Origin of the sequence: Corynebacterium sp. MC3 (assembly GCF_900099485.1) — a bacterium.
In the GTDB taxonomy this organism is placed as follows: domain Bacteria; phylum Actinomycetota; class Actinomycetes; order Mycobacteriales; family Mycobacteriaceae; genus Corynebacterium; species Corynebacterium pseudogenitalium.
Genome location: NZ_LT622816.1, coordinates 327,789 through 349,632 on the forward strand (window position 1 = coordinate 327,789; position 21,844 = coordinate 349,632).

The following is a 21,844-nucleotide window of genomic DNA, read 5'->3' on the forward strand; positions in this document are numbered from 1 at the left end:
GAGGAGATTCACACAATGAAGCGCGAAGATATCAACCATGTGATGGTTATTGGCTCCGGGCCAATCGTTATTGGCCAGGCGTGCGAGTTTGACTACTCGGGGACGCAGGCTTGTCGCGTCCTGAAGGAAGAAGGGCTACGAGTCACGCTCATTAACTCGAACCCGGCAACGATCATGACAGACCCGGAGTTTGCGGATCACACCTATGTTGAGCCGATTGACCCAAGCTACATCGACATGATCTTGGCCCGTGAAGCAGAGCAGGGGCATCCAGTCGATGCGATTCTGCCAACGCTCGGCGGCCAAACTGCCTTGAACGCAGCGATCCAACTTGAGCGCCAGGGCATCCTGGCAAAGCATAACGTGGAGCTTATTGGCGCAAACATCGATGCAATTGAGCGCGGTGAGGATCGGCAGAAGTTCAAGGACATCGTCGAGAAGATCGGCGGTGAATCTGCCCGCTCCCGCGTGTGCTACTCGATGGATGAAGTCCACGAGACTGTCCAGGAGCTTGGGCTTCCGGTCGTTGTCCGTCCTTCCTTCACCATGGGCGGTCTTGGCTCTGGTCTCGCGTTCACCATGGAGGACCTTGACCGCATCGCAGGTGGAGGACTTGACGCCTCCCCGGAGGCAAATGTGCTGATCGAGGAGTCTATTCTCGGCTGGAAAGAGTTCGAGCTTGAGCTTGTCCGCGACCGCAATGACAACGTCATAGTGGTCGCCTCAATCGAGAACGTTGATGCGCTTGGTGTCCACACAGGTGACTCTGTCACCGTCGCGCCGGCTATGACGCTGACGGATAGGGAGTTTCAGACCATGCGTGATCAGGGTATCGCCATTATCCGCGAAGTGGGCGTCGATACGGGTGGCTGCAATATTCAGTTCGCGGTGAACCCAACTGACGGGCGCATCATCACAATTGAGATGAACCCACGTGTCTCTCGCTCTTCGGCTCTTGCGTCGAAGGCGACGGGCTTCCCGATTGCAAAGATCGCCTCCAAGCTGGCTATTGGCTACACGCTGGATGAGATTCAAAACGACATCACCGGGGTGACCCCAGCCGCGTTTGAGCCGACGCTCGACTACGTCATCGTCAAGATGCCTCGCTTTACGTTCGAGAAGTTCCCTGGATCAGACGAGACGTTGGGCACCTCGATGAAGGCTGTTGGCGAAGCAATGGGCATTGGGCGCAACTACATCCAAGGCTTGAATAAGGTCATGCGGTCAATGGAAGAGAAGCCGAACGGTTTCTGGACGAAGCCGGATAGCTACTTTGCTGAAGGCCGTGAGAATGATGTGGATGCTGTCCTCCAGGATCTGCGCATCCCGACCGATAAGCGCATGTACGATGTTGAACTCGCGCTGCGCTTGGGCGCGAGCATCGAGCAGGTCTACGAGGCCAGCGGGATTGACCCCTGGTTCCTCGCCGAGCTTGCGGCGCTCGTAGAGTTCCGCCAGCAGCTTATCGACGCCCCCGTCCTCGACGCTGACCTGCTCCGTGAAGCGAAAGTTTTCGGGCTCTCTGATGCACAGATTGCCGCGCTTCGCCCTGAGCTAGCCGGCGAAGATGGCGTACGATCACTCCGGTGGTCTCTTGGTGTCCACCCTGTATACAAGACCGTTGATACTTGCGCGGGTGAGTTCGAAGCGCAGACGCCGTATCATTACTCCGCGTACGAATGGGATCCGGAGGCAGAGTCTGAGGTCGCCTCCTCCGATAAGGAGAAGGTGCTGATCCTGGGCTCAGGCCCGAATCGCATCGGTCAAGGCATCGAGTTTGACTACTCGTGCGTCCACGCCGCGCTGGAGCTCTCGCGGGTTGGCTACGAGACAGTGATGATCAACTGCAACCCGGAGACCGTTTCCACTGACTACGACACGGCTGACAGGCTCTACTTCGAGCCTCTGACCTTCGAAGATGTCATGGAGATCTATCGCGCTGAGTCTCTGTCTGGCACGGTTGCAGGGGTTATCGTGCAGTTGGGTGGTCAGACGCCACTCGGGCTCGCGCAGCGACTCGCTGACGCCGGGGTACCGGTAGTCGGAACTACCCCCGAGGCCATCGATTCCGCGGAAGACCGCGGCGAGTTTGGCAAGGTGCTCGACGCTGCCAAACTGCCTGCGCCAGCGTACGGTACCGCCGTTTCTTTCGAAGAGGCACGTCGAGTAGCAAATGAGATTGGATACCCCGTCCTTGTTCGTCCTTCCTACGTGCTGGGCGGCCGAGGCATGGAGATTGTCTACGACGAGCAAAGCCTTGAAGACTACATCAATCGCGCAACCGAACTCTCGCCGGATCACCCTGTGCTTGTTGACCGCTTCCTGGATTCCGCAATTGAGATCGACGTCGACGTGCTGTCGGATGGTAAGGACGTCTACCTCGGTGGCGTCATGGAACACATCGAGGAAGCCGGCATCCACTCCGGCGATTCGGCTTGTGCACTGCCTCCGATGACCATTGGGCCAGAGGACATTGAAAAGGTGCGTCGTTCTGCAGAGGCGTTGGCGCACGGTATCGGTGTTACTGGTCTGATGAACGTACAGTTCGCGTTGAAAGACGACATCCTCTACGTCATTGAAGCCAACCCGCGTGCGTCGCGAACCGTTCCTTTCGTGTCGAAGGCGACCGGCGTACACCTAGCCAAGGCGGCTGCTCGTGTGATGATGGGTGCGACCATCGCAGAGCTGAAGGCCGAAGAGATGATCCCGAGTGACTACGACGGTGGCTCGCTGCCACTTGATCACCCAATCGCCGTGAAAGAGGCCGTGTTGCCGTTCAACCGCTTCCGTCGGCCGGACGGAGCGATGCTCGACACCATCCTTGGTCCAGAGATGAAGTCGACTGGCGAAGTGATGGGCTTAGCGCCGTCGTTCGGAGTTGCCTACGCGAAGGCTGAGGCAGCAGCCTTTGGCGCACTTCCGACGGAAGGCACAGTATTCGTTTCTGTCGCTAACCGTGACAAGAGAACCCTGATTTTCCCAATTCAGCGCCTTTCCACAATGGGATTCAAGATTCTGGCTACAGGCGGCACAGCCCAAATGCTGCGAAGGAATGGGATCCCTTGCGAGATCGTATTGAAGGCCTCAGACGTCCGAAACGGGGCGGAAGGCAAATCGATCGTCGACTGCATTAACGATGGTGAGATTGACCTGATTCTGAACACGCCCGCAGGATCTTCAGGTGCACGCCACGACGGATACGATATCCGCGCCGCAGCCGTTGCACACGGCGTACCACTCATGACGACAGTTCAGGGCGTTACCGCCGCGGTCCAAGGTATCGAAGCGCTTCGTGACAATGAAATCGCTGTCATGAGCCTTCAGGAACTTGAGTCCGAAACTCGGACTGAGAACGGAGATAAGTAGCCGTGTCCTTTGCGCTCGACTTGCACAGTGCTTCCCGTGAACACGGGCAGCTGTGTGTGGGCATCGACCCGCATGCACAGATCCTTGAGCAGTGGGGTCTCCCAGATACCGTAGATGGCCTTGCCGCGTTTTCCGATGCCTGTGTTGAGGCGTTTGCCGGCCATGCAGCTGTGGTCAAGCCACAGGTCGCGTTCTATGAACGATTTGGATCCGCAGGCTTCCGCGTCCTAGAGCGACTCATTCAACGCTTCCGGGAGTCACGAACGCTTGTGATAGCAGATGCGAAGCGAGGGGATATCGGTTCGACAATGCAAGGGTATGCCGACGCTTGGCTTCGACCGGGATCGCCCCTAGAAGTGGATGCCCTCACGCTGACTCCGTTTCTTGGCGTTGGTTCCCTTGCCCCTGCAATCAACACTGCCTTCGAGTATGGGAAAGGAGTATTTGTTATGGCTGCTAACTCGAACCCGGAGGCGCAGGAGTTCCAATCTCAACAGATAGACGGTGTAACAATCGCGCAGCAGATGGTTGATGCCTGTGAGGCGCTGAATAGCACGCACCGTTCAGATGTGGGGATTGTGGTGGGGGCGACGCTCTCATACGCGCTTGATCTTTCGAGGTTTACTGGGCCAGTCCTTATGCCAGGCGTTGGCGCACAAGGGGCTAGCTTTAACGACGTTCGTGAGATCGCGGGGAAGAGAGTTGGGCAGTTTTATCCCAATATGTCACGTGGGATTCTTACTGCTGGTCCGGACCCAGATGAACTGCGAAAACGTGCTGTTGACCAGGCGAATTGGCAATAGGGACAGCTCGTATTTACCAGATTGCATAATTGCTGGTAGTTTAGTTGCGTCGATGCGTTGACGTGGCTAAACGCCATGCAATACATCATGAAGAAAACTTCCTAGTGCTACACTGGCTCGGAGCCGCTTGCTTAGTCCGGTACTATCGGGGCTGGTAAATCGCGGTCCGGTGCCAAAGCACTGGAGCAATAGAACTACTATCTACATGGAGGAAATCGTGGCACTTCCACAGTTGACCGATGAGCAGCGCAAGGCAGCACTTGAGAAGGCAGCAGAAGCGCGTAAGCAGCGTGCAGAGCTGAAGGCTTCGCTGAAGCGCGGCGACACGAACCTCGCTGAGGTTTTGGAGAAGGCAGCTACCGATGAAATCATCGGTAAGACCAAGGTCTCTGCGCTCCTGGAGGCTCTGCCAAAGGTTGGCAAGGTGAAGGCCCGCGAGATCATGGAAGAGCTTGAGATTGCACAGACGCGTCGTCTGCGCGGTCTGGGTGACCGTCAGCGCCGTGCCCTGCTTGAGCGCTTTGGTTTCTCCGAGGACTAATCCAGTGTCGACTCCCACTTCACGCGGTAATCTCGTAGTTCTGGCCGGCCCGTCAGCGGTAGGGAAGTCAACCGTTGTGCAGCGCTTGCGCACAGAAGTTCCTGAACTGTACTTCTCTGTCTCAATGACAACGCGCGCACCTCGGCCGGGCGAACAGGACGGCAAGGATTACTTCTTTGTTACGCCCGATGAGTTCCAACAGAAGATTGATTCGGGCGAGATGCTTGAGTGGGCAGATATCCATGGAGGGCTCCAGCGCTCCGGTACTCCAGCTTCTCCAGTGCGCGAGGCGTTGGAGGCTGGTCGGCCAGTCCTCGTCGAAGTCGACTTGGTTGGAGCTCGAAACATCAAAGGCTTGATGCCAGAGGCGGCCACCGTTTTCTTGGCCCCGCCGTCGTGGGAAATTCTTGTAGAGCGACTCACTGGCAGGGGCACGGAGACGCAAGAGGTGATCGAGCGTCGTCTGGAAACTGCCCGCAACGAGATTGCGGCGCAGGACGAATTCGACAACGTCGTGGTCAATGACAACATCGATGACGCTGTCGCTGCTATAGTGGACCTTCTTGTGGGGTCTGACGGCCGAGACACTGACAATTAATTGAAGTACAACGAGAAGTAGGTTGAATTGAGCACGATCAACAGCGATCTGTTGCAAGATGGCTCTGCGGGCGACGCGGAAGAAAAAGCATACGACACCCCTGATGGTATTACCGCACCCCCGATTGATGAGCTACTGACGAAGGTTTCGTCGAAGTACGCCTTGGTAATCTTTGCGGCCAAGCGCGCCCGCCAAATCAACAGCTACTACCAGAACTCAGACGAGGGCGTTTTTGAGTTCATCGGGCCATTGGTGACGCCGGAGCCGGGTGAGAAGCCGCTTTCGATCGCGCTTCGTGAGATCAACTCGAGTTTGCTCGAGCACGAAGAGGGCATGTAACTCCCCGCACCCTCATATCACACACTTGCCCCGCAGTGGCTCCCTAATGGAAGCGGCTGCGGGGTTTTGCGTACACTCTTTTGCTATGAACGAAGTGAGCAAGGTAGTCGTTGGCGTTTCGGGCGGTATCGCAGCGTACAAAGCCTGTCAGATTGTTCGCGGATTTCGCGAGCAAGGGGTTGACGTACGGGTTATTCCGACAGAAAACGCCTTGAAGTTTGTAGGTGCGGCCACTTTTGAGGCGCTGTCTGGCGCTCCGGTAGACACTGATGTTTTTTCGCGCGTTGATGAGGTGCAGCACGTACGAATCGGGCAGGATGCGGACGTCATTGTGGTGGCCCCAGCTACTGCAGACTTTCTGGCGCGCGTGGCTGGTGGGCGCGCTGATGATCTCTTAACTTCCACACTGCTCATGGCAACGTGTCCCGTCGTGCTCGCTCCGGCAATGCATACTGAGATGTGGAACAATCGCGCTACGCAACACAACGTGTCGGTCCTTCGCTCTCGGGGGTACACCGTACTGGAGCCAGCGCATGGGCGGCTGACGGGCAAGGACAGTGGGGCGGGTCGGCTTCTCGACCCCTCGCAGATTGTCAAGCTGACAGAGACCGTGGCTGCTACCAGGCCAATTGAGCAAACGCTCAAGGGCAAAAGAGTGTTGATCAGTGCCGGAGGCACTCGGGAGCCACTCGATCCTGTCCGATTCTTGGGGAATCATTCCTCCGGCAAGCAAGGTTTTGCTCTGGCAGAGATTGCAGCACAAAGAGGTGCCCATGTTGATATCGTCGCGGGTGCCATTGACCACTTGAGCATCCCCGCTGGTGCTGAGATACATCGTGTCACTACTGCTCTCCAGATGAATGAGGCGATGCGCAGCCTTGCTCCACAAGCCGACATCATCGTTATGGCTGCTGCTGTAGCTGATATGAGGCCACGGCATGTGGCGCAGAAGAAACTGAAGAAAGATGGTAACAGTCAAGAGCTTTCTCAGGTGGACCTGGTTGCAAACCCCGATATTTTGCAGGGACTTGGTGAGATGAGGAAAGAGGGGCTTACCTCTGCGACGATTGTTGGGTTCGCTGCGGAGACCGATAACGAACTTGAGAACGCCCGGCGCAAGCTGCAGCGCAAGGGAGTGGACGGTCTGATGGTGAATTCGGTGGCGCAGGGAGCTGTCTTTGGGCAGGCACACAATCAGGGGTGGTTCCTTGATAGTTCGGGTCGGGAACAGGCGATTCCGCATGGTACAAAGCTGGAAGTTGCAGTGCACCTGCTGGATAAGGTTGAGTCACTCCACATGTAGAAATGACGTTTGAATTATTAGACCGAGTGGTCTACTCTAAGGTGCATTGCATCAACGGTTGGCGATGGTACGTCTTCGCTGGCCATTCTCTGTAGGAACGAAAGAGCAAAAGGAAGACCGCTTTGTCTACACGTGATACTGGTACGTACTACCGTTTATTCACCAGTGAATCGGTGACTGAAGGTCACCCCGACAAGATCTGCGACGCAATTTCGGACGCAATTTTGGACGACATGCTCAAGCAGGATCCGTCCTCGCGTGTCGCTGTAGAAACCTTAGTGACGACCGGTCAGGTGCACGTGGTGGGTGAGGTGCAAACCGAAGCTTACTCAAACATCGCCAAGATTGTCCGCGACAAGTTGGTCGGAATCGGGTTTTCCTCGTCGGAGGTGGGCTTTGATGGCCGTACATGTGGAGTGAACATCGCCATCGGCGATCAGTCTGCTGAAATTTCGGACGGCGTTAGTTTTTCTCAGGAGTCGCGCGAGAACGACACCATCGAAGCGCTCAACCAAACAGGTGCTGGTGATCAGGGGCTGATGTTTGGTTACGCTACGAATGAAACCGAAGAGTACATGCCGCTACCAATTGCGCTTGCGCACCGACTTGCGCGACGCTTGACCGAGGTGAGAAAGATGGGCACCGTCGTGGGCTTGCGCCCGGACGGTAAGACTCAGGTGACGTTCGCTTACGACGGCGACACCCCAGTGGCACTGGATACCGTGGTTATTTCCACGCAACACGACCCGGACTTCGTCGGAGAGGAACTCGAGAACGCGCTCCGTACCCATGTGCTCGAGTGGGTAATCGCTGACGCTGGGTTAGAGGAGTTCTACACGGATGACACCAAGCTGCTGATTAATCCCTCGGGTTCGTTTGTGCTTGGGGGCCCGATGGGAGACGCCGGGTTGACTGGGCGAAAGATCATCGTAGACACATATGGTGGCATGGCACGGCACGGCGGTGGTGCGTTTTCCGGCAAGGATCCATCAAAGGTTGACCGCTCTGCTGCGTACGCAACTCGTTGGGTTGCCAAGAATATTTGTGCAGCTGGTTTAGCAGACCGCGTCGAGGTGCAGGTAGCGTACGCGATTGGGCGAGCAACCCCGGTTGGCCTCTACGTTGAGACGTTTGGTACCGCAGCTGAAGGACAGACGAACGAGTCAATTCAGCAGGCTGTGGAGAAGGTCTTTGACCTTCGTCCGGCCGCAATCATCAAAGAACTTGACTTGCTTCGCCCAATTTATGCCCAAACGGCTGCGTACGGTCACTTTGGACGCACGGATGTCGACTTGCCGTGGGAGCGTTTGGACAAGGTAGATGACCTGCGCGCTGCAGCAGGGGTATAAGGCACGGCTGAATGTCGAAGCAGCCCGCAACCTTCCTTCCTGTCGCCAAGGTGCTACCCCAGCTTGGGTTGGCACATCTAGACCGCACCTTTGACTACTACGTAGCTGAGGAGCAGTCAGAAGATGCGCAGCCGGGAACGCGGGTGCGGGTGCGGTTCGCTGGTCGACTTGTTGATGGGTTGATTCTTGGCCGGACGGAGGCCCCTGAGCATGTAGGTAACTTGCGGTTCCTCGAGCGCGTGATTTCACCGGAGGTCGTCGCTCCAATCCAGTTACGCCAGCTTGTCGACGCACTCGCTGAGCGCTATGCCGGCGTCAGGTCTGATATCTATCGCTCAGCGATCCCTCCTCGGCATAAGAAAGCTGAAGAGACAGACACTTCTACACCTTGGGCGGAGCTTGGTGCGGCCACCGAGCCAGATCTTTCGGGATGGAGTACATATCAATACGGTGAATCATTCGTCGATGCTGTGCTTGCCAGAAAGCTAGTGCGAGCAGCGTGGCAGGTTGTACCAGGTGCTCCGTGGGCAGGTCCTGTTGCTGCTTTGGCTGCAAAAGTCGCGCTTGACGGTGGCGGGGCACTCATCGTCGTACCGGACCAGCGAGATGTAGATAGCCTCGAAGCACAGTTGAAGAAGGTCGTGGGGCCTCGGCAGGTAAGCACGCTCACTTCTGCACAGGGTCCGCAGGCAAGGTATTCACGATATCTTTCGGCATTGCATGGGCAGGCCCGAATCGTGGTGGGGACTCGCTCCGCTGCGTTTGCGCCGGTACAGGATCTTCGACTGCTTGTGCTCATGGATGATGGCAACGACAATCTTGTTGACCCGCGTGAGCCGTATGTGCATGCTCGCGAGGTCTTGACGACGCGCTCCGCGCTTGAGCACGTCCCTTTAATCATCGGTGGTGTCGCAAGAACTGCAGAAACCCAAATGCTGGTCGAATCGGGTTGGATGCATGGGTTGGAGGCGTCGAAAGGCACGATTCGAGAGCGGATGCCGCGGATCTATGCAGCGGGGGATTCCGACATCGCACTAGAACGTGACCCACGTGCAAGGCAAGCAAGGCTTCCTTCTGCGGCGTTCCAAGCAGCAAAGCGGGCTCTTGAGCGTAATCGCCCGGTGCTGTTTCAGGTGCCTCGTGCTGGATACATTCGTGCGCTGGCTTGCGGTGGTTGCCGCACTCCGTCGCGGTGTCGTGCGTGCAATGGACCGCTCGAGTTGCCACAAAGTGGGGATGCCTCCGCACCAACCTGCCGGTGGTGTGGCCGCATAGATCCGTCTTATAGTTGTGTTGCATGTGGTTCGCGAAAGCTGCGCGCAGTGGTATTGGGCACAGACCGGACGGCAGAGGAGCTTGGCCGAGCATTTCCTCATGTTCGTGTGCGGAACTCCTCGGGCGAGAAGGTACTCGCTGAGGTTGAGCCTCAGGCACAGCTTGTTGTAGCCACGCCCGGCGCGGAACCCGTAGTGGAAGGCGGGTACGGAGCAGCGGTGCTGATGGATGCGTGGGCGCTGCTGCAACGTCCAGACTTGCGAGCAGCTGAAGAGACATATTCGAGATGGATAGCGGCTGCAGCGCTGGTTGAGCCCCATGAACGCGGCGGGGAGGTCGTCGTGACCGCTGATCCGGGAATTGCGGTTGTGCAGTTCTTCCTGCGCTGGGATCCGTCCGGCTATGCGGCGCTTGAGCTTGGACATCGAAGAGAGGTTTCGTTTCCGCCAGCTGCTCACGTAGCAGTGGTGGACGCACCACGTGTCGCTTTGGAAGATTTTTTCGCACATACGACGCTTCCTTTAGCTGCTGAGTTATTGGGGCCTGTCGACTTACCGAGCGGGGTCTCATTACCTGGCACTTGGGACGAGCAGCAGTTCGGCCCTGCGCAGCGCATGCTGGTGAGGTGCGCAGTGCAAGAACGGAATGAGCTAGGTCGTGCTTTACGGGCTGGAGTGATCAGTAGAGCGACGCGCAAGCAGGATTTACCGCTGCGGGTGCAGGTTGACCCTCTGCATATTGGATAGTGTTGCGCCCGTGGAGCCGAGAGGTGGGTAGACTATCGATCCATGACAGTTCGCAGGCTTCGATTGCTCGGGGATCCTGTGCTCAATGAAGTAGCTCAAGAGGTTACTGAGTTTGGCGCTCGGATTCGCACGCTGGTCAATGACATGTTCGACACAATGGATAACGCAGGTGGTGTTGGCTTGGCTGCAAATCAGATTGGCCACAGCCAGAGGGTGTTCGTCTTCGATTGCCAGGGGCTTCGGGGACACATTGTGAACCCGTCGTGGTCGCCGCTTTCTGGGGATAGTCAGCTGGGTACTGAAGGGTGTCTGTCCATTCCCGGTGTTAGGGCCGATGTGGAGCGATATCGCTCCGTAGTCTGTAACGGTGTCGACGCAGAGGGACATCCGTTGTCGATCCTGGGAACAGGACTCCTCGCGCGGTGCATTCAGCACGAGACTGACCACCTTGACGGCGTTGTGTTCTTGGAGCGTCTGTCTGCGGAAGAAAAGAAACAAGCTATATCACAAGTTCGAACATCAACGTGGTGGAAGGAACGGTAATGCGTATTGTGTTTGCTGGGACGCCAGAACCTGCAGTCGTGGCGCTGGAGGCGTTGCTTCATTCAGAGCATGAAGTAGTTGCGGTGCTCACGCGCCCTGACGCGCCGAAGGGGAGGGGGCGGACGCTTCACCCGTCGCCCGTTAAGAAAGTTGCGCTTGAGCATGGCATTGAAGTACTTGAGCCGAAGACATTGCGTGGTAATGCAGAAATCGTCGAACGTCTACGTGCGATTGCTCCAGATGCGATTCCCGTCGTAGCGTACGGCAACCTTGTTCCGCCTGAGCTGCTCGACTTGCCTCAGCACGGGTGGGTGAACCTCCACTTCTCGCTTTTGCCTGAGCTCCGGGGAGCGGCTCCAGTCCAGGCTGCAATCTTGTCGGGATTGACGACGACCGGTGCCACGACATTCCGCATCGATGAGGGACTCGATACAGGTCCAGTTCTGGCTACGTTTGAGGAAGCGATTTTGCCTACCGATACCGCGGACGATCTCTTGACCAGGCTTGCGTACAAGGGTGCTGACTTGCTTGTTGCCACGATGGATGGTCTCGCCAGTGGCAGCATAGTACCGGAACCCCAGCCCGTGGATGGCACATATGCCCCGAAAATTCAGAGCAAGGATGCTCGGATTCAGTGGGATTGTGACGCCGAAGTAGTTGATCGTACGATCCGCGCATACACGCCAGGACCTGGTGCGTGGACAATGCTCGGTGAGCAGCGTGTCAAAATCGGGCCGGTGTCGATTGGTGACTCGGATACGCTTGGCGCGGGCGAAGTGGCCGTCGAAAAGAATCGGGTGCGAGTTGGGACTGGGACAGTCGATGTGATCTTGCAAGAGATACAACCGCCTGGGAAGAAGCGTATGGCTGCAGATGCGTGGGGGCGCGGGCTCGCAACCGAGACTATTGAGGCAGGGGTGAAGTTTGTATGAGCGGAGGGTTCCGATCCCGGTCTGCGGGGCGTCGTAAGCCTGCCGCGGTAAGCAAGAAGACGGCGAAGGTTGCGCAAAAGCGAACCAACCAGCAAGCGCCAAAGGTTGATATTGGTGACCCTGCTCGTGAGGCAGCGTGGTCGACGCTGATGCGCGTCGACATAGACGGGGCGTTCGCGAACTTGGTCTTGCCAGGAATACTCCGTGAACACAAGGTGCGCGGCAAGGATGCTGCATTTGCCACGGAGCTGACGTATGGAGCACTGCGATCGCTCGGAGTGATTGATGCAGTTCTTCAGGAGTGCTCGAGCCGCGCTATTGCTGATCTCGATGCTGAGGTACGCGCAGCTCTGCGATTAGGCGCTTACCAGTTGCTGTACACCAGAGTCGGGCAGCATGCCGCGGTTGATACTTCTGTGCGCTTGGTTATCGGCGCTGGGAAACAGGGCGCGAAAGGTTTTGTTAATGCGGTGCTGCGAACGATGAGTCGGCAACCCTCGAAGCACTGGATAGACACCTGCAAGCCCAATGAGCCACTGGAGCGCATCGCGTTCGAGCACGCGCATCCTGTTTGGATTGCTCGTTCTTTTGCAACGGCGTTAGGGGTTGAAGCAGATGATCCGGAGCTGGCCGAGGCCCTCGAAGCTGACTCGGAGCGTCCCATCGTGCATCTTGTCGCACGGCCCGGCGAGATCTCCGCGGAGGAGTTGGCACTCATCACTGGTGGCGACATTGGCAAGTACTCCCCGTATGCCGTGTATTTGCCTGAGGGGAACCCAGGTGAGCTGCAGCCGGTACGTGATGGTTTCGCAGCGGTACAAGACGAAGGCTCTCAGTTGATAGCACGGGCACTTGTCCAAGCGACCGTCGCTGACGACCAGGGACGCTGGTTGGACCTCTGCGCAGGCCCGGGTGGCAAGGCTGCATTCATCGGTTCCTTGGCGGCAATTGATGGTGCACGCGTTGATGCAGTCGAGGTTGCGCCTCACCGTGCGGAGCTTGTGCAGAAGGCGACGAAAGGTTTGCCGGTCAGTGTTCGCACAGGGGACGCGACAACCATTGAGCTCGAGTCTGGATACGACCGAGTGCTTGTCGACGCCCCCTGTTCCGGCCTCGGATCGTTGAGGCGTCGGCCTGAAGCACGCTGGACGAAGCACGAGTCAGATATCGCTTCGCTCACCCAGCTACAGCTCAAGCTGCTCAACACAGCCATTACTGCGACAAAACCTGGTGGCGTAATCGTGTACTCGACATGTTCGCCAGATATTCGGGAGACCAGAGGCATCGTTGACGCTGTGCTGGCCACAGGCGAAGTCGAGGAGTGCGACGCACAGCAACTTGTTGCGCCAATGGAAAACGTCGGTCCACATCGTAGTGTGCAGATGTGGCCACACCGCCACGGAACTGACGCAATGTTCTTCGCAGTTCTTCGCAAGAAAACACTAGGGTAGAGGCATGATTTATATTGCGCCGTCCATCCTCGCCGCGAACTATGCAGCTCTCGGCGAAGATGTTGAGAAAGTTCCGAACGCCGACATGCTCCACGTAGACATCATGGACGGTCATTTTGTGCCGAACCTTTCTTTTGGTCCGGATGTGACCAAAGCAGTCAACGGGGTGACCGACCAGTTTCTCGACATGCACCTCATGATCGAGGAACCTGAGCAGTGGTTCGAGACCTATGCCAACGCTGGTGGTGATCGAATGATTTTCCACGTCGAGGCAACGAATGACCACGTCGCTGCTGCGAAGCAGTGCCGTGAATTAGGCGTGCAGGCGGGATTTGCTATTAAACCGGGCACACCAATCGAGCCATACCTCGACGATCTTGAGCATTTCGAGGAAGTGCTCGTGATGAGTGTGGAGCCCGGTTTTGGCGGACAGAAGTTCATGCCGGAAGTGCTCTCGAAGGTGTTTACCCTGCGTGACCACATTCGCGCTGCTGGCTTGTCCACGGTAATTGGGATCGATGGTGGCATCGCCAACTCCACAATTGCTCAGGCGGCCGAGGCCGGTGTGGACGCCTTCGTGGCTGGATCCGCAGTATTCGGCGCAGATAATCCCGCTGAAGCAGTAGATACGCTGCGTCGGATGGCAAAGGAAGCGGCTGGCGTCGCGTGATCGAAGCAGCTATCGCAGCAGGGGATGCAGTCCGCGGGACTACGAGTCCCAATCCACCAGTTGGATGTGCGTTGTATAGCCCAGACGGAGTTCTAGTCGCTACCGGTGCGACGGCCCCCGTCGGCGGGCCACATGCGGAGGTTCAAGCACTTCGTAAGGCAGGAGCTCGTGCAGAAGGCGCTACAGCCGTTGTCACGTTGGAGCCGTGTAACCACACTGGACGAACTGGCCCGTGCACAGAGGCACTGATTTCTGCGGGTGTTGCCAAGGTTGTGTATCTCACGGCTGACCCGAATCCTCTCGCTACAGGCGGTGCTCAGCGGCTTGAAGCCGCGGGTATCGACGTCCGCTTCGAGCCTTACCGCGTTGAAGCCCTTCAGCCTTGGATTTCCTCCATACGCCACAATCGGGTCAGCGTGACCGCGAAGTTTGCGATGACGTTGGATGGGTTCACCGCAGCGATTGACGGCTCCAGCAAGTGGATTACCGGACCTGAGGCGCGCCAGTTCGTGCACCGTGACCGCGCTCAACGCGACGCCATCATCGTTGGGACCGGAACCGCGATCACTGACAATCCTTCGCTCACCGCGCGTAGACCGGATGGAAGCCTGTATCCGCACCAGCCTCGCCGCGTTGTAATCGGCACGAGAGAAGTGCCCGAAGGAAACTTACGCGAGCTAGGCTTTTTGCAGTATCCGACCCCTGAGGCAGCATGCGCAGAACTTTGGGAACTTGGCTGCCGTGACGTACTTGTTGAGGGTGGAGCGAATCTCCTCAGCAGCTTCTTTACCCGCGGTGTTGTCGACCGGGTGCAAGCATATATTGCGCCAAAACTGCTAGGCCAAGGTCGCTCGGTGCTGGACGCTGCACTGGCGCGTACGATAGGCGACGCATTCGAATTTAAGATCTGCGACGTGCACCAACTTGGCGAGGACGTATTGATAGAAATGGAGACTGCATAGTGTTTACAGGACTGGTTGAGGAAGTTGGTTCGGTGGCGTCAATCGAGCCACTCGACGACGCAGTTCGGATCCGTATCGGCGCAGAGACCGTACTTGCAGGAGTGGAACTTGGAGACTCGATTGCTGTCGACGGGGTGTGTCTCACAGTAGTTGAGGCCACAGAAAATTCTTTTACTGCAGACGTCATGCTTGAAACTTTGCGTCGTTCCCGTATCGGTGAATACAAGGAAGCAACCCTGGTCAATCTTGAGCGCGCACTAGCAGTGGGAGACCGACTTGGTGGTCACATTGTGCAGGGGCACGTCGATGCAGTGGCGACACTTCAACATCGCTCGCCTGGTGAGCACTGGGACGTACTGCGGTTTTCGCTCCCTGAAAAAGTACGAAAGTACGTGGTGGAAAAGGGCTCTATCACGATCAGCGGGATCTCGTTGACCGTCTCTGCAGTAGGAGATGGTTGGTTTGAAGTCTCGCTCATCCCTGCGACCCTACAGGCGACGACCGCAGGTTCATGGAAATCAGGCGATTCGGTCAACATCGAAGTCGATATCATTGCCAAATACGTTGAGAACATGGTGAGGCACTAACATTGGGTTCCATGAATGCTCCTCAGGACTCCGTTGGACGTAATTCGCAGCTAGACACCGTCGAAGATGCAGTAGCAGCTATTGCTCGCGGTGAAGCAGTCGTTGTTGTTGACAACGAGGATAGGGAGAACGAGGGGGATCTTATTTTTGCCGCCGAGTTCGCCACCCCGGAACTCGTAGCGTTTATGGTGCGCTACACCTCCGGATACATTTGCGTCCCGCTCGAGGACGAGCGTGCGGATGAGCTCCAACTGCCGCCCATGGTTGCTCATAATGAGGACGCCCGCGGCACCGCGTACACGGTCACTGTCGATGCAGCGACAGGATCGACAGGTATTTCCGCAACATCGAGAGCTGAGACTATTCGACGCCTCGTCGATACGAAGTATGGGCCGCATGACTTCACTCGTCCGGGCCATATCGTGCCTCTGCGCGCACGCAAGGGAGGGGTGCTCACGCGGGATGGACATACCGAGGCCTCAATCGATCTCGCGCGCTTGGCAGGACTTACTCCGTGCGGTGTGTTGTGCGAAATCGTGTCCGAGGAGGATCCGACGGATATGGCGCGGTTTGATGAACTGCGCAAGTTCAGCGACCGGCACGGTCTCAAGATGATCTCCATCGAGCAGCTTATTGCTTATCGACGCCGCCATGAGATGACAGTCGAGCGCACTGTCGAAACCAAGTTGCCGACCGAGTTCGGTACGTTTGCCGCGTACGGTTATCGCAATCGCATCGATGGTTCCGAGCACATCGCATTGGTAGTCGGGGACGTCGCGAACTGTGACGATGTACTTGTGCGGGTTCACTCCGAGTGCTTGACGGGGGATGCCTTTGCGTCGAAGCGGTGCGACTGTGGTCCGCAGCTCCACGAGTCGATGCGTCGGATTCAAGAAAAGGGTTGTGGTGTGCTCGTGTATGTTCGCGGGCACGAAGGTCGCGGTATCGGTCTCCTCGCCAAGCTCGAGGCCTATCGCCTGCAAGACCAGGGCCTTGACACCGTTGATGCCAACCTTGAGCAGGGGCTGCCCGTCGATGCCCGCGAGTATTCGGTTGCCGGACAGATTTTGAAAGACCTTGGTATCATTTCGTTTACACTGTTATCCAATAATCCGGAAAAGGTGGAAGCGCTCAGCGGCTTCGGTCCGATCGTGAAAGAGCGGGCTCGAATCGAAATTGTGCCTACTCACGAGAACATCCGGTATTTACGAACCAAGCAGTTGCGCATGGGGCATGATCTCCCGTTGGCTGCTTCGTGGACTGAGCAGGAGGACGATTAGATGGCAAGTGTCGGTGCACCTGATGCGCAGACGATAAGTGGCGAGGGCTATACAGTCGCCATTGTTTCGACACTGTGGAACCAGAAAATCGTGGAGCGACTCCGGGACCGGGCGATCTCGACTGCCCGAGAAATGGGTGCTAAGTATGCGGAATTTACCGTCGCTGGCGCGTTAGAATTGCCGGTTGTGGTGCAGGCCTGTGCTCAGCGTTACGACGCTGTCGTAGCGCTAGGGTGCGTAATTCGAGGTGAGACGGCGCACTTTGAGTACGTTTGTGACTCGGTGACCGCAGGGTTGACCCGCATCGCACTCGACGAATCAACGCCCGTCGGAAACGGAGTACTCACCGTCGAAGAAGAAGACCAGGCCTACGAGCGTGCTGGTGGAGAGGACGCGAAGGAAGACAAGGGCGCGGAAGCCGTGCAGGCAGCAATCGGTGCCCTCATCGAGCTTGAAAAAGTCCGAGCGACCCCGAAGAAACATTCATAACTGAAAGAACGTAGCGTGTGCTACGGCAGCGAGGAGTAAAGAGTAGTGAGCGAAGAACAGTCGGTTGCACGCAAGATTGATGAAGCGGAGCTTGCATACCTCAACGCACTAGACCCACACGCTTCGATCTCGACTAAGCCGTGGGAGCTGACGATTCGGTCCCCATTTCTGAAGAAAGTCGCAGCTGTATGCATTCTTGTGCTGATGGCCGTGCACATCTTCATGGCCGCCGTCGTTGACGTGGAATTTTCGGGCCTCACAATTACGTGGCTCGACAAGTTTGCTTTCGTTGGAGTCGGTATCATCCTCTCGATTCTGACCTGGCTCGTGTTGACGCGGCCGTGCGTCCAGGTCAATGAGGATGGTGTCGAGGTAGCCAACATTATCGGGACGCGATTTTACCCCTGGCTAGTTATCTATGGGCTTTCGTTCCCAAAGGGCGCCCGAATGGCCAGGCTAGAGCTTCCGGACTTTGAATACGTTCCACTGTGGGCGATTCAGGCTGCAGATAAAGAGCTAGCGTTGCATGCAGTTGCGGAGTTCCGCGAGCTCGAAGCTAAGTACATGCCGTCAGAATAGGGAGCGCGGAGCGTTTTGGCTGATCCCACTTCCTACCGTCCGGCTCCAGGGACGATCCCCACCGACCCAGGTGTTTATAAGTTTCGCGACCCTCATGGTCGCGTCGTCTACGTCGGTAAGGCGAAGAACCTGCGAGCTCGACTCAGCAACTATTTCCAGCCACCGGCGCAGCTCCATCCGCGAACGCGCCAGATGGTATTTACCGCCAGCTCCGTGGAGTGGACGGTTGTAGCGAGCGAAGTTGAGGCGCTGCAGCTTGAGTACACGTGGATCAAGAAATTCGATCCCTGGTTCAACGTCATGTACCGGGATGACAAGACGTATCCCATGCTCGCTGTGAGCGTGAAAGAGCGCTACCCCCGGGCATTCTTCTACCGGGGGCCGAAACGAAAAGGTGTCCGCTACTTTGGGCCGTTCTCGCACGCGTGGGCCGTACGCGAAACGCTTGATCTATTGACGAGAGTGTTTCCGATTCGTACCTGTTCGAACGGTGTGTTTAATCGACATGAGTCGCTCGGGAGACCATGCCTGTTGGGCTACATCGATAAGTGTTCGGCACCGTGCGTACAACGTGTTGATCAACAGGAATATGACGAGATTGTTGCCGGGTTCCTCTCGTTTATGGGCGGACGAACAGAGCACGTTGTCAGATCCCTCAAGCAGCAAATGGCTACTGCGGCAGAAGAACTCGAGTTTGAAAAGGCAGCGCGTCTTCGCGATGACCTTGGCGCACTGGACAAAGTGATGGAGCGCCAAGCCGTAGTGCTCAGCAGCGATACGGATGCTGACATCATTGCTATCGACAGCGATGAGCTGGAAGCAGCTGTGCAAATCTTTAACGTTCGTGGTGGTCGCATTCGTGCCCAGCGAGGCTGGGTCGTTGAGAAGACCGGCGACGAACCCGGCAGTTTGGACCGGTTAGAAGAGGGGGAAAAGGACCCTGCAGTTCCCACACTGATGCAGGACTTTCTGGTTCAGTACTACTCAGATGCCGTTGAGCGTGACGCCCAGGAGCGAAAAGAAGACCTACAGATTACAGAGCAATTCCGACGAAGGGGCGTCGATAAGCAATCGCATCGCGAAGCGGTGCCGAGTATTCCGGTGCCGCGTGAAATCCTTGTTGCGGAACTTCCAGAAGAGTTGGCCGACGTCTCTACGCTATTGACACAGCTTCGAGGTGCGCAGGTTGACATCCGCGTGCCGCAACGTGGCGACAAAGCAGCGTTGCTGGAGACAGTCCACCGCAATGCCGCTGAAGCACTCCATCAGCACAAGCTGAAACGCGTAGGCGATCTCACTGCCCGTTCACAGGCATTGCAGGATATTCAGTCGGCGCTTGGCATGGATGAAGCTCCGTTACGAATTGAGTGCACCGACATTTCTCATATTCAGGGCACAGACGTTGTGGCGTCGCTGGTTGTGTTTGAAGATGGTCTGCCGAAGAAGAACGATTACCGGCGATACCAAATTAAAGAAGCAGCCGGCGATGGGCGCTCCGATGATGTTGGATCGATAGCTGAGGTCACTCGACGGAGGTTTAAGCGCTACCACGAGGACAAACTCGCCAATCCCGACGAAGAAGTAAGCAAGATGATGTTTGCGGAGGAGGCGAGTGAGGTTGCTTCCACCGGCAATCAACGATTTGCCTATCCACCACAATTGTTTATCGTCGACGGCGGAAAACCACAGGTAAACGCAGCACAGGCGGTTTTTGATGAGCTTGGTATCGTGGATGTACAGCTCATCGGGCTGGCAAAGCGACTAGAAGAAATCTGGGTTGCCGATGACGATGAACCAATCATTTTGCCCAGAAACTGCGAGGGTATGTACCTGCTGCAACAGATACGAGACGAGGCTCACCGCTTCGCGATCACCTATCACAGACAGCAGCGTTCGAAACGGATGAGAGCATCAGTACTGGACAACGTACCGGGGCTGGGGCCTGCTCGGCGAAAAGAACTGGTGAAGCATTTCGGCAGTGTCAAACAGATTCGCAAGGCTTCGCTTGAGCAATTGCAGGAGGTAGCGGGGGTCGGGCCGAAGTTGGCAGAGACGATTTACAAGCACCTACACAAGGACATCGAAGCCTAGCTAGTATGGGCCTATGACTTCGCCTTTATTACCTGCATCCGAATCTCGTCGCCCTGTGATAATCACCGGGCTTTCTGGTGGTGGTTTGTCGACTGCCGCGAAAGTTTTTGAAGATAAGGGATACTTCGTTTCCCAGAATCTGCCTCCGCAGCTCATTCTCGATCTTGTCGAGATGTCAACTGCGGACGATTCCCCCGTTGACCATCTTGCTGTAGTCACTGATGTACGTGCCAGGATGTTCAATGGCTCGTTAATGGAGACGATTGAGGCGATTGAGGCAAAAGGCCTATCTCCGTTCATCTTATTTCTCGACGCCCGCGATGAAGTCCTTATCCGCCGATTCGACAGTGTGCGACGTACGCACCCGTTGCAGGGCAATGACACGCTGAAAGAGGGGATCGAACGGGAGCGAAAGGAGATCGCCCCGGTTCGGGAGCGTGCAGATCTCATTATTGATACGACACACCTCTCAGTTCACGACCTGCGTCGGTCGATTGAGGCCTCTGTTGGCGACCTCTCTGCACCGAAACAGCACGTCACCGTGGAGTCGTTTGGGTTTAAACACGGGACCCCTCGTGATGCGGATTTAGTGTTGGACGTACGGTTTTTGCCAAATCCGTTTTGGATCCCCGAGCTTCGGGAGTTTCGAGGTATCGATGCACCAGTCGTAGACTATGTTCTGTCGCAGCCTGGAGCGAAGGCATTCGTCGATAACTTCTTGACAATGCTGAAGGATATGCTCAAGGGCTACCGTCATGAAGGTAAGGACTTTATCACTGTTGGGATCGGCTGTACTGGCGGGCACCACCGGTCAGTCGCAATTTCGGAGGAGATTGTACGCAGGCTTCGGGAATCTGATGACGTGGACGTCAACGTCTTGCACCGTGACTTAGAACGCAACTAGCTGCTCTTTATCGTTGGAAAGAAGCACTGATTAAATTATGGGACCTGCATTTACTTGCCTTGGGGGAGGGCACGGTTTATACCAAACACTATTGGCGGCGCGGGCGGCTGAGGCTCGAGCCATCCACGCCGTGGTAACAGTTGCTGACGACGGAGGCTCATCCGGTCGGCTACGCCGTGAGATGGATATCATTCCGCCTGGTGACCTGCGGATGGCGCTCTCAGCCCTGACCGCGGATGACGAAGATGGCGCTCTGTGGAGAGATACATTACAACACCGATTTGGCGGAAATGGAGCGATGGCAGGGCACGCAGTTGGCAATCTGCTCCTTGCCGGACTAAGCGAGGAACTCGGCGATATTCAGCAAGCGTTGGACGTCATCGGCTCATGGACAGGCGCACAGGGCAGGGTTGTTCCTATGAGTCCTATGCCTCTCGACATTGAGGCCGATGTCGCGGGGTTAGACGACGACCCCCGTGTTTTGCGTTCTGTTCGCGGTCAAGTTGCCGTTGCCACCACACCCGGAACTGTGCGACGCGTCCGCCTTTTGCCCCACAATCCTCCCGCAACCGACGAAGCAGTGCAGGCGATCATGGACGCAGAAGTGGTGACAATCGGGCCTGGATCGTGGTTTTCGTCGGTGATTCCGCATCTACTCGTTCCGGACATTGTCCGCGCGTTGAATGAGACGTCCGCGTTGGTAGTTGTAGTGCTGAATCTTTCTCCGGAGGCAGGAGAGACACCGGGATTTAGCACGGAACGCCATATTCATGTCTTCGAGCAGCACGCTCCGAACCTGCATGTTGATGTGTTCCTGGCTGATAACTCAATTAGCCCGACGGAGGGCGAACGCGTTCATCTCGGGCGAGCCGCGGATCGCGTGGGTGCAACTGTATTGTTCCGAGATATTCATGAAGTTGATGATCAGTACCGCAACACAAACCGGCATGATCCACGCAAGCTTGCACATGAGCTGCTATCTCTCGTTCGTGATTTTCACGCATAACGTGCGCTACACTAATCCACCGATGTTTTT

At 56.6% G+C, this 21,844-nt stretch carries 20 protein-coding genes; all 20 read left to right on the forward strand.

The features are described 5' to 3' along the window. The first annotated feature begins 15 nt into the window (after positions 1-15). The 20 genes from carB to yvcK all read left to right on the forward strand — a co-directional run bounded on the left by carB (position 16) and on the right by yvcK (position 21,814). The gene (gene carB, locus BQ4436_RS10500; RefSeq protein ID WP_070976847.1) at positions 16-3,366 is read left to right on the forward strand and encodes a carbamoyl-phosphate synthase large subunit; all 3,351 of its coding nucleotides are present in this window, start codon (positions 16-18) and stop codon (positions 3,364-3,366) included. A 2-nt stretch (positions 3,367-3,368) separates the two neighbouring features. Continuing rightward, complete coding sequence (gene pyrF / locus BQ4436_RS10505) at positions 3,369-4,169, forward strand: orotidine-5'-phosphate decarboxylase (protein ID WP_070976850.1); 801 nt, start codon at positions 3,369-3,371, stop codon at positions 4,167-4,169. Between the two features lie 217 nt (positions 4,170-4,386). Continuing rightward, complete coding sequence (mihF, locus tag BQ4436_RS10510) at positions 4,387-4,710, forward strand: integration host factor, actinobacterial type (RefSeq protein WP_070363511.1); 324 nt, start codon at positions 4,387-4,389, stop codon at positions 4,708-4,710. A 4-nt stretch (positions 4,711-4,714) separates the two neighbouring features. Beyond that, positions 4,715-5,308, forward strand: a complete 594-nt coding sequence (gmk, locus tag BQ4436_RS10515; RefSeq protein WP_070362405.1) for a guanylate kinase — start codon at positions 4,715-4,717, stop codon at positions 5,306-5,308. Positions 5,309-5,344: 36 nt separating this feature from the next. Next, positions 5,345-5,647, forward strand: coding sequence for a DNA-directed RNA polymerase subunit omega (rpoZ, locus tag BQ4436_RS10520; RefSeq protein WP_240492815.1), 303 nt, complete (start codon positions 5,345-5,347; stop codon positions 5,645-5,647). A gap of 85 nt (positions 5,648-5,732) precedes the next feature. Next, positions 5,733-6,950 (forward strand): bifunctional phosphopantothenoylcysteine decarboxylase/phosphopantothenate--cysteine ligase CoaBC, encoded by a 1,218-nt coding sequence (coaBC, locus tag BQ4436_RS10525; protein ID WP_083329546.1) that lies wholly within the window; start codon positions 5,733-5,735, stop codon positions 6,948-6,950. 122 nt (positions 6,951-7,072) lie between these two features. Next, on the forward strand, positions 7,073-8,299 hold the full coding sequence (metK, locus tag BQ4436_RS10530; RefSeq protein ID WP_070362408.1) for a methionine adenosyltransferase: 1,227 nt from the start codon (positions 7,073-7,075) through the stop codon (positions 8,297-8,299). Between the two features lie 11 nt (positions 8,300-8,310). Next, on the forward strand, positions 8,311-10,320 hold the full coding sequence (locus BQ4436_RS10535; protein ID WP_070976855.1) for a primosomal protein N': 2,010 nt from the start codon (positions 8,311-8,313) through the stop codon (positions 10,318-10,320). Positions 10,321-10,362: 42 nt separating this feature from the next. Then, the gene (gene def, locus BQ4436_RS10540; RefSeq protein WP_070976858.1) at positions 10,363-10,863 is read left to right on the forward strand and encodes a peptide deformylase; all 501 of its coding nucleotides are present in this window, start codon (positions 10,363-10,365) and stop codon (positions 10,861-10,863) included. Further along, positions 10,863-11,795 carry a methionyl-tRNA formyltransferase gene (gene fmt / locus BQ4436_RS10545; RefSeq protein WP_070362411.1) on the forward strand — a complete coding sequence of 311 codons (933 nt, stop codon included), beginning with the start codon at positions 10,863-10,865 and terminating at the stop codon, positions 11,793-11,795. The genes def and fmt overlap by 1 nt, the downstream gene beginning before the upstream one ends. Continuing rightward, positions 11,792-13,246, forward strand: a complete 1,455-nt coding sequence (locus BQ4436_RS10550; protein ID WP_070362412.1) for an RsmB/NOP family class I SAM-dependent RNA methyltransferase — start codon at positions 11,792-11,794, stop codon at positions 13,244-13,246. Before fmt ends, BQ4436_RS10550 begins: the two co-directional genes overlap by 4 nt. A 4-nt stretch (positions 13,247-13,250) precedes the next feature. Continuing rightward, positions 13,251-13,916 (forward strand): ribulose-phosphate 3-epimerase, encoded by a 666-nt coding sequence (gene rpe / locus BQ4436_RS10555; RefSeq protein ID WP_070362413.1) that lies wholly within the window; start codon positions 13,251-13,253, stop codon positions 13,914-13,916. Beyond that, the gene (gene ribD, locus BQ4436_RS10560; RefSeq protein ID WP_143000882.1) at positions 13,916-14,878 is read left to right on the forward strand and encodes a bifunctional diaminohydroxyphosphoribosylaminopyrimidine deaminase/5-amino-6-(5-phosphoribosylamino)uracil reductase RibD; all 963 of its coding nucleotides are present in this window, start codon (positions 13,916-13,918) and stop codon (positions 14,876-14,878) included. The genes rpe and ribD overlap by 1 nt, the downstream gene beginning before the upstream one ends. After that, positions 14,878-15,465 (forward strand): riboflavin synthase, encoded by a 588-nt coding sequence (locus BQ4436_RS10565; protein ID WP_070362415.1) that lies wholly within the window; start codon positions 14,878-14,880, stop codon positions 15,463-15,465. The genes ribD and BQ4436_RS10565 overlap by 1 nt, the downstream gene beginning before the upstream one ends. 11 nt (positions 15,466-15,476) lie before the next feature. After that, on the forward strand, positions 15,477-16,745 hold the full coding sequence (locus tag BQ4436_RS10570) for a bifunctional 3,4-dihydroxy-2-butanone-4-phosphate synthase/GTP cyclohydrolase II (protein ID WP_070977199.1): 1,269 nt from the start codon (positions 15,477-15,479) through the stop codon (positions 16,743-16,745). Beyond that, on the forward strand, positions 16,746-17,234 hold the full coding sequence (gene ribH, locus BQ4436_RS10575; RefSeq protein ID WP_070362416.1) for a 6,7-dimethyl-8-ribityllumazine synthase: 489 nt from the start codon (positions 16,746-16,748) through the stop codon (positions 17,232-17,234). Between the two features lie 45 nt (positions 17,235-17,279). Then, positions 17,280-17,813, forward strand: coding sequence for a PH domain-containing protein (locus tag BQ4436_RS10580; protein ID WP_070362417.1), 534 nt, complete (start codon positions 17,280-17,282; stop codon positions 17,811-17,813). 15 nt (positions 17,814-17,828) lie between these two features. Next, positions 17,829-19,904, forward strand: coding sequence for an excinuclease ABC subunit UvrC (gene uvrC / locus BQ4436_RS10585; protein WP_070976861.1), 2,076 nt, complete (start codon positions 17,829-17,831; stop codon positions 19,902-19,904). 13 nt (positions 19,905-19,917) lie between these two features. Further along, positions 19,918-20,808 (forward strand): RNase adapter RapZ, encoded by an 891-nt coding sequence (rapZ, locus tag BQ4436_RS10590; protein WP_070976863.1) that lies wholly within the window; start codon positions 19,918-19,920, stop codon positions 20,806-20,808. Positions 20,809-20,845: 37 nt separating this feature from the next. Further along, a complete protein-coding gene (gene yvcK / locus BQ4436_RS10595; RefSeq protein ID WP_070976866.1) occupies positions 20,846-21,814 on the forward strand; it encodes a gluconeogenesis factor YvcK family protein in 969 nt (322 codons plus the stop codon). Positions 21,815-21,844 lie beyond the last annotated feature (30 nt).

What these genes read in the sequence shown, in the direction of transcription:
- carB (WP_070976847.1), top strand. Translation starts at nt 16, where the DNA reads ATGAAGCGCGAAGATATCAACCATGTGATGGTTATTGGCTCCGGGCCA.
- coaBC (WP_083329546.1), top strand. Translation starts at nt 5,733, where the DNA reads ATGAACGAAGTGAGCAAGGTAGTCGTTGGCGTTTCGGGCGGTATCGCA.
- ribH (WP_070362416.1), top strand. Translation starts at nt 16,746, where the DNA reads ATGGCAAGTGTCGGTGCACCTGATGCGCAGACGATAAGTGGCGAGGGC.
- rapZ (WP_070976863.1), top strand. Translation starts at nt 19,918, where the DNA reads ATGACTTCGCCTTTATTACCTGCATCCGAATCTCGTCGCCCTGTGATA.
- fmt (WP_070362411.1), top strand. Translation starts at nt 10,863, where the DNA reads ATGCGTATTGTGTTTGCTGGGACGCCAGAACCTGCAGTCGTGGCGCTG.
- BQ4436_RS10535 (WP_070976855.1), top strand. Translation starts at nt 8,311, where the DNA reads ATGTCGAAGCAGCCCGCAACCTTCCTTCCTGTCGCCAAGGTGCTACCC.
- yvcK (WP_070976866.1), top strand. Translation starts at nt 20,846, where the DNA reads ATGGGACCTGCATTTACTTGCCTTGGGGGAGGGCACGGTTTATACCAA.
- rpe (WP_070362413.1), top strand. Translation starts at nt 13,251, where the DNA reads ATGATTTATATTGCGCCGTCCATCCTCGCCGCGAACTATGCAGCTCTC.
- BQ4436_RS10570 (WP_070977199.1), top strand. Translation starts at nt 15,477, where the DNA reads ATGAATGCTCCTCAGGACTCCGTTGGACGTAATTCGCAGCTAGACACC.
- def (WP_070976858.1), top strand. Translation starts at nt 10,363, where the DNA reads ATGACAGTTCGCAGGCTTCGATTGCTCGGGGATCCTGTGCTCAATGAA.
- BQ4436_RS10550 (WP_070362412.1), top strand. Translation starts at nt 11,792, where the DNA reads ATGAGCGGAGGGTTCCGATCCCGGTCTGCGGGGCGTCGTAAGCCTGCC.